The following is a 7,678-nucleotide window of genomic DNA, read 5'->3' on the forward strand; positions in this document are numbered from 1 at the left end:
AAAAACTAGATGCAAACTTTAGTTGTTGTTAATTCGGGATATTTGCTGTTAAAGCAACATTCATTGGTGGCAACAACCAGAACCAAATCAATTATAGTTTAGCTTGAAGATTGATACCTAAAGAAAACCAATCGACAAGCAAAACTTAAACTTGGTTGTCGATTGGTTTTCTTGTCGTTTTTAACTTATAATTTAAGGCGGATTAATTAGGCGGTGAAACTATTGGGCAAGACTATTCGGCAACTTTCAGAAGAATTTAAATTGTCAAAACAAGCTATTAATCAACGTATTAATAGCATTAATGGCTTTCGAAGCAAACACACTTACAAAGTTAAAAACCATCTAGAAATAGACAACCAAGGCGTTAAAATGCTTGCTAATTTTGACAAGCAAAAACGACAAGAACGACAACCAAATCGGCAAGCTGAAAACGACAAGGACAAAAATATTGATCAAATCTTGCTGAAGCAACTTGATGTTAAAGATCAACAAATTGCAAATTTACAACAAGCCTTAGATCAGCAGCAAAAATTACAGATAGCAACGGTTGCAGAGAACCATCGATTAAAAGAACACGTTCAGAAACTGAGTGGCTTGTTTGAATCTTCTAGTGCTACTCATCAGCAACAATTAAACGACAAGGACGATACCTTGACGAATAGTTCTAATACCAGTCACATCAAGGATAAAAACGACAATCAAAATGAAAATAAAGTTGCTGAATATGGTAATAGACAAAAGAAAACATTTAAGAACAACACCAATAATAGTTGGTGGCATTTTTGGTGACAATCAATGGTAGATTGTAAAATTAATCCGAACGCTGTTCGGACAAAAAAGATCAGCTTCCTTTAAAATGGTGTTTACCACAAACCCATCTTTTAGGAGCTGATCTTTTGTCTAGTATAACCTATTCCGAACGAATTAAAATCGAAACCTTTTGTGAACTAGGCCTGTCCAATATCACCCTCACGAATATAGGCCAGCATTTTTTGCAGTTCTGGCCGATTAGTGTTAGCCCCACTTAATTTATCCGTAAATAATTTATCAACGTCTTTTAAAGCCGCTAACTGTCGATCTAAATGTTGCTCCTTGGAACTAACACGCGCATAACCGATTTTAGCCATTTCCAGTTCTCCTTTTGGACAGTTCTAGTGAACATTTATAATTCCTAGTATAGCGCAGAAATAAAAAAGGCCACTAGGGTATACCCTAGTGGCCGTTTTGAGCTTTTAAAATAGAATAAGTCCTGCTTTTTCTAATATCAGATTTAATCATCCATATGTTTTTGTAAATTTTGCGTTAGACTTATTAAGTCTGGTACATTTAGCTCAACAGTATTAGTGCCTTCTCTACGATAGTACTTACCATTGTAGGGTTCAGGTTTCCCAGTATTATCTATTTTAATGGATAATACTGGGAAACCGTTATAGGTATAACTTTTTATGCCTTTTAACATTGTCATCATCTCTTCACTAACAGGCTCTTGAGATAGTGCTGAGAAATAATGTTGATAATACTCATCGATACTTTTGCCACTTAATATTAAATCTCTTTTAATCCCAACAATGGAAATAGGTTCTATCTTAAATGGTTCTATTCCAAGGTCAGATGCGTTATAAGAATCAGAATCAGAATCGGCAATACCAATCATGATGTAAGAACTCTTATGACTCGGAGTATTGGCAAAAGAAGTTGCTTTTTTTGCTATATTGGATACTAGTTTCGTGTTGAAAGTTTTCTTTTGCGTCTGTGGATTGAACGAATACAAACCAAGTTTAAATTCAAACCGTTCTGTTTCGCCAGAACTGTCTTCAAGTATTTGTTTAAGTATCTGTCCAGCGCTATATTTTTTTAATTCGTCCTTGTTAAAAATGAACCCTGGATCAAGTAATCCCTCAACAAGAGTAATATTAGCCTAGATTGCAATAATAAAGTTACCACCTAGAAAGAGGCTTGCTCACTGCTTGAACTGGGGTTTGCCAACGGAGACATTTTCTGGGTTTGTTATTGATAAGCGCTGTGGCTCGTTGAATATTGGCCTCTGAAACCTGATCAAACTGTGTTCCCTTCGGGAAATAGTAGCGAAGTTCTCGATTGAACCGTTCATTTGTGCCCCGTTCATTCGGGTGATAGGCGTGGCAAAAGTAAACCGGTATCCGATAGCGCTTTGTAAGCGCCTGATCGCAGGAAAACTCTTTACCGTGATCAACCGTCACTGATCGAACCGGACCCGGAAAGTCCACCATCAGTCTTGCAAAACCCTTGAGAACAGCATTTTGTGATAAGTTTTCAAGCTTAGTTGTCGCCATTAAACGTGTGACCCGATCGACAATGGTCAAAACAGCAGCCTTTGACCCGCGACCACCGCGAACTGTATCCATCTCTAAATGTCCTTTTTCGGTTCGCCGATTAGCTGACTCACTGCGAATCTCAATTGAGGTGCCTACTGCTTGGTTATAGCGCGACCGAAGGTCTTGTCTTCTTTTATGACGTTTACCGTGATCAAAGAGTTGACTTGGCTGAAAATCGACTTGTCTTTGATAAATCCAGTGGTAAATCGTGTGTGGCGCACAGTGAACGGCATAACCGACCATTTCAGGGGACCAACCTAAGGTTAGCCTCTCAGTTACCATCCGCTTCAACTTAGGCGTTAAAATCGAGTGCCGACCACAACGATGCCGACAAGTATCGGCATGATCCTGAGCTATAATGGCGGAGTAATCACCTTCAGGGCAACGGTGAAGCTCATGCCTAATAGAAATACGAGAGCGGCCTAAGGTCGCAGCGATGTATTGAATCGTGTGGTGTTGCATCAGTTCTATCTGAGATCGTTCAATTAAGGTTATAATGGCCATGGGACCTGTCCTTCTCTCTAGATGGTATGTTATGCAAACACCATTTTAGCAAGAACGGACAGGTCTTTTTTCACATTTTCTGGGTGGTAACTTTAATTATGCAATCTAGGTATCAAAATTATTGATAATAAGTTAAAAATCGCTAAGGCCATTTTGCCCGCCCTTCTGCACTATGCTATCCGCTACACCCTTGATGGAACACAAAAGCCTCGATTTCAAGGTAGTCAAAGCTCATAGATAAAGGGATAAAAAAGTGACAACGTGTTGACCAATTTCTAAAGGACTCTGGTACCCGCTTTTACGTTATCCTCTCAAGCATGTGTTACGTTTTTCATTATTGGTCAGCAGACGCATACTCACTTTTAAAACTAGCAAATGTGTTGGTTCTTGTTGAGTTGATGATACCTGACGCTATTGCCATTTTAGCGAGCAACTGTTTCGATAAAATCATCAACAACATGGTGGTAGGCTGTTGGCATCTCAAGTCGTTGAAGATGTCCTGATTTAAAGACCACAAAGCAAGCATTCGGAATATACTTCTGAATCTCAATTCCTTTTGATGGCCCATTGACGGGATCATACAAACCACTCGTAATCAAGGTCGGACATGTGATTTTTGGCAATTCATTTCTAAAATCAAATGCCGTTATAGATCTTAGCGCTCTATCTTCATCCTCAGGAGACAAGCTGTTTTTTTGAAATCCTGAATCTGTTAGTTGCTTGATATTATCCTTATCAATGGTTAAGTGGCGAATCCAATAATCTCTCCTTTCAACTTTGTCTAAGGGGATATTGTCATTCTTTGCCGTGTCAGCAAGCGCTGATGCTGGATTATGTGCAGCTGAGACATTCAAAATCAAGCCACTTAAGTCTTGTGGAATTTTGGTTGCAACTGCTTCTGCTATGTAGCTTCCCAAGGAGCCACCGTACAAGACAAAATTGTGCAAATTCAGTTTTGAGATGACTGCCAATGCATCTTCGATATGGTTCTCTAGGGTAAATGGATGCTTTGGATGATCTGAAGCTCCATGGCCTCGAAGGTCATAACGATAAACACGGTGATTTTTAGTTAGAAACGGCAAATCCGTATCATAAGTCTCTTTACAGTCAGTAACACCGTGAATTAGAAGTACTGGGCTTCCTTCTCCATGAACATCATATGATATCCTAGTTCCGTCTTTTACAGTAATATACTCAGACATAAAACTGCCTCCTTAGTTATTGACCAAACATTGTCATTATATCATTTGGTTTACAGTATGCACGGATAACCGTCATTAACAAAAAACATTAAACAAAAATTATATTATAAACATAGCATCAGCAATTTTTGATATAGGCTTTCCATCTTACTTTCGTCATTTCAATAACAAATATACTATTAATTCTATTTATATACATCAAAGCTATTTATTAATATTAATGCTATCTGTAGGAATTGAACTCTGGCATGATCGATCGGGCATAAAAATAGTGGCGACCTTCCTTATCATCAAATAGCTTTTCACCACTTCGATAAGCGGCACTGGCAATCGCACTTCGTCCTTTACCAGCACTAATATTACTAAAACTCATGTGGAATATTGCCATGTCAGTCACCGTCTTCCTTTGATTCTATGGGTTTTGACCTTGTTGTCGCCATCGGCGACTTCTAATACAGGATTTTGGGGGTTAGCACAACATAGAATTTATTCTATGTATAAGTGCGCATTGACCTCGTTTCACTTGGTCTGCTGATAGCTATGAAATCAGGCTTTTAGTTATTGAATTGAATACATTTTTAATTCAATATATGCGTCCAAATCAACTAAATTTGCTATACTTCAAATACTTAAAAACTATTACAGATTACGATGTTTTAAGCCAAAATTTTTTAATTGCTTTGTGCAGAGAATCTTTATAAGATTGGTAACAATTTTCGAATAACGGTGTTGTAAGATCTGTGAATCTAAACTTGAAGTCATTATTTTGATGTTAGGAGTAATTAAGATGGACGAAAAGAAAGTATTAAAACCAATTGATGAAATGCTCGCTGATCCTTGGCAAGTTGATATTCAAGAATTGTTTGAAGCTTTTGTCAATGAACCTGGCGAGATCAAAAGGAATCTGTATGATTCCCTGGATACTTATATTTTGCAAAAAAGGCAAGAAGATATTAGTAATCGCCCAGATTCCGTCATCTAGCCCTCTAAAAGCTTACTGAGGGCTTTTTATTTTTGCTTTGGTATAAATATATATAAATAGTCTTAAAATTGCTGAGAACAAAAAATAAGGCCCTTAAAAAGGGACATAGCAGTTAAACCTTTATCAGGTTTTAGAAAAGCTAACTATTTGCTGTCAATGGTAGCGGACGAGCAAAGCGTGGGAGCATAAGGAATTGATAGCTCTAAACCAGTCTTAACACTGAATTGGCGAAAGCCAAAGTTTCTATAAAACTTTGCTTTCCTGCCTAACGGCGAGTGAAAAAGCGGTTAAGCTGGCTCAGCTTGGACGGGGTTCGGGGCGTTAGCGCCCGATTAAATGTGGCTTGCCACACCTTTTAGGCAACGAACAGAGTGAGGCGCAAGGAGCATAGCGACTGGAGTTTAATGTGAGCCTGTTTTTTGGCTCACTCCTTTGTGTTTTTTGATTCTAGGTTTTGGCCTCGTACAGTAGTGCCTCTTTTAAACCTCTTTTATAAACCTCTTTTAAACCTCTTTTAGACCCCTTATAAGCCTTACTCCCCCAAGGCGTACAGAAGTTTATCAACTACATTTTGTCTGTTTATCGACTACATTTTGTCTGTTTATCGACTACATTTTGTCTGTTTATCGACTACATTTTGTCTGTTTATCGACTACATTTATTTACTCCTGTATTCAAATAAGGTAGTATTATTCAAGGAGGTTATTTTATGAGCAATGAATTAGTCAAATATGACCCTGAATTAAATACAATCCCCTTGCGAAGGTTTACTCCTGTAGAAATGAACTTGTTCTTTTCTGTAGTTTCTAGAATGCGTGATAAAGGTGATGATACTGTTAGATTTACCTTTGATCAGTTAAAAGAGTTAAGTGCCTATAAGCCAACCGCAAATAATCGGTTTATTGATGACATACAAAGTACATATCAAAAAATACTAGGTCTTAGATTTGGCTCTCGAAGTAAAGATGGTCTTGATAGAGAGATGTTTGTCATGTTCACTCGATTTGAAATTAAGGGATCTGCAGACGTTCCTTATGTTGATATTCAAATTTATCCCAAAGCGTTGAAACTTCTAAATAATCTCGAAAGTTGGGTTCGTTATGCTTTGACAGAGTTCCGAGATTTAAAGAGTAGTTACGCAAAAACAACTTTTCGTATTCTTAAACAATTCCGAACCACTGGTTATGCTTATTTTTCTAAAAATGATTTCTTTGAACTACTAGATATTCCACAAAGCTATTGGAGTAAGCCTGCGAACGTTGAATCTAGGGTTATTCGCCCAATTAAGGAAGAACTAACCCCTTTGTTTAGAGGCCTAACTATACGAAAAAAATATGGTAAAGGTCGTGGGAAACCAGTGATTGGTTATACTTTTACTTGGAAGCCTGAAAGAAAAGACGCAAACGACTTTTCTCAAGGTAAGTTCCAAGATGAGCGTCAAAAACTTTTTAATATCCAGAATAATGGTGAATTAACAGAACAAGAAAAATGGCGTGCTACCGATAAAGTTAAAGGCCTACCACTAGGCTCAACTGAAAAACAGATTTTAGCCGAACGACAGATTGAGCATGATAAAACAATAAGAGATCAGACAAGACAAGAAATGCTTGCTGAACTCCGAAAGGGGTTTGGAAATCATGCCTAAAACTATTAGAGAACTTGCTGATGAGTTTGGTGTATCAAAACAAGCCATTAGAAGCTGTCCAAGATCTATGATTTTTGATATACTTCTATGTAAAAAGCGAGTTTAAGCTATGAAAAATTATCCCAGCAATATTACTCGGCAACAATTTGAATTAATTCGACCAGCTTTAGAAAATTTTCGTAAGCGAACTAAGCCTCGAAAATATGACCTCTACGAGGTCTTCTGTGCGGTCCTATATGTCTTGAAAACCGGTTGCCAATGGCGTCAAGTCCCCGGTGATTTCCCAGAATGGCGGTCAGTTTACAACTATTACAAAATTTGGTCAACTAAAGCTGAGCCTACGGCTGATTCTTTATTGGAACAAGTTTTAAAAAAATTGTCATTGCTCGGCGAACTTACCAGGGACGTTCAGCTTTAACTTCCTTTATTATCGTTGACGCTCAGAGCGTCAAAAACACCGCTACTGCTGAAAACAAAGGTTACGACGCTGGTAAGAAAATCTCGGGGATTAAGCGCCATCTGGCAGTTGATATCAATGGCTTTCCGCAGGCCATTCACATGACGCGAGCGAACGTCTCTGATCGAGACGGGGCCAGTGCCATGATCGCTTTACATGCCATGCATTTACGCCAGGTTCAAAATGTCTTAGTTGATGGTGGTTATTCAGGCGTTAATTTTCAGCTCGATGTAGCCAGTAATTTAAACGCAACCGTGCAGGTTGCGAAGCGCAATGAGTTGCATCGATTCGAAGTCATGCCCCAACGTTGGGTAGTCGAACGATCTTTTAGTTGGCTAGAGAATTGTCGGCGACTTTGGAAAAATTGTGAGCGTCAATTAACCACCAGTCTGCAAATGGTCGTTTTAGCGTTTTTAGCACTATTACTTAAGAGATTTTAGACAGCTTCTTAGGGAAAAAACTAGATGCAAACTTTAGTTGTTGTTAATTCGGGATATTTGCTGTTAAAGCAACATTCATTGGTGGCAACAACCA

At 38.3% G+C, this 7,678-nt stretch carries 7 protein-coding genes and 2 pseudogenes; 4 read left to right on the forward strand and 5 right to left on the reverse strand.

The window, feature by feature from the left end:
* Window positions 1-222 precede the first annotated feature (222 nt).
* On the forward strand, window positions 223-789 hold the full coding sequence (locus ADU73_RS09980; RefSeq protein WP_062913471.1) for a DUF536 domain-containing protein: 567 nt from the start codon (window positions 223-225) through the stop codon (window positions 787-789).
* A gap of 170 nt (window positions 790-959) precedes the next feature.
* Here ADU73_RS09980 and ADU73_RS09985 read toward each other — a convergent pair.
* The 5 genes and pseudogenes from ADU73_RS09985 to ADU73_RS10375 all read right to left on the reverse strand — a co-directional run.
* Window positions 960-1,127: pseudogene (locus ADU73_RS09985) on the reverse strand (recombinase family protein); the annotation flags it as partial.
* Window positions 1,128-1,270: 143 nt separating this feature from the next.
* Window positions 1,271-1,654 (reverse strand): hypothetical protein, encoded by a 384-nt coding sequence (locus ADU73_RS09990; RefSeq protein WP_062913473.1) that lies wholly within the window; start codon window positions 1,652-1,654, stop codon window positions 1,271-1,273.
* 283 nt (window positions 1,655-1,937) lie between these two features.
* Complete coding sequence (locus ADU73_RS09995; protein WP_096836077.1) at window positions 1,938-2,858, reverse strand: IS30 family transposase; 921 nt, start codon at window positions 2,856-2,858, stop codon at window positions 1,938-1,940.
* A 422-nt stretch (window positions 2,859-3,280) separates the two neighbouring features.
* Window positions 3,281-4,060, reverse strand: coding sequence for an alpha/beta fold hydrolase (locus ADU73_RS10000; protein ID WP_062913474.1), 780 nt, complete (start codon window positions 4,058-4,060; stop codon window positions 3,281-3,283).
* Between the two features lie 241 nt (window positions 4,061-4,301).
* Window positions 4,302-4,448: pseudogene (locus tag ADU73_RS10375) on the reverse strand (MobA/MobL family protein); the annotation flags it as partial.
* 381 nt (window positions 4,449-4,829) lie between these two features.
* On the opposite strand from ADU73_RS10375, the gene ADU73_RS10005 reads away from it, so the two are divergent.
* The 3 genes from ADU73_RS10005 to ADU73_RS10380 all read left to right on the forward strand — a co-directional run bounded on the left by ADU73_RS10005 (window position 4,830) and on the right by ADU73_RS10380 (window position 7,584).
* Window positions 4,830-5,042 (forward strand): hypothetical protein, encoded by a 213-nt coding sequence (locus ADU73_RS10005; RefSeq protein ID WP_062913475.1) that lies wholly within the window; start codon window positions 4,830-4,832, stop codon window positions 5,040-5,042.
* 709 nt (window positions 5,043-5,751) lie between these two features.
* Window positions 5,752-6,687 (forward strand): replication initiation protein, encoded by a 936-nt coding sequence (locus ADU73_RS10010; RefSeq protein ID WP_057802899.1) that lies wholly within the window; start codon window positions 5,752-5,754, stop codon window positions 6,685-6,687.
* 109 nt (window positions 6,688-6,796) lie between these two features.
* A protein-coding gene (locus tag ADU73_RS10380; RefSeq protein WP_080487858.1) for an IS5 family transposase occupies window positions 6,797-7,584 on the forward strand; the annotation gives its coding sequence in 2 pieces (ribosomal slippage) (window positions 6,797-7,055 and window positions 7,055-7,584; 789 coding nt in all).
* Window positions 7,585-7,678 lie beyond the last annotated feature (94 nt).

The sequence above is a fragment of the Pediococcus damnosus genome, assembly GCF_001611155.1.
Taxonomy (GTDB): Bacteria; Bacillota; Bacilli; order Lactobacillales; family Lactobacillaceae; genus Pediococcus; species Pediococcus damnosus.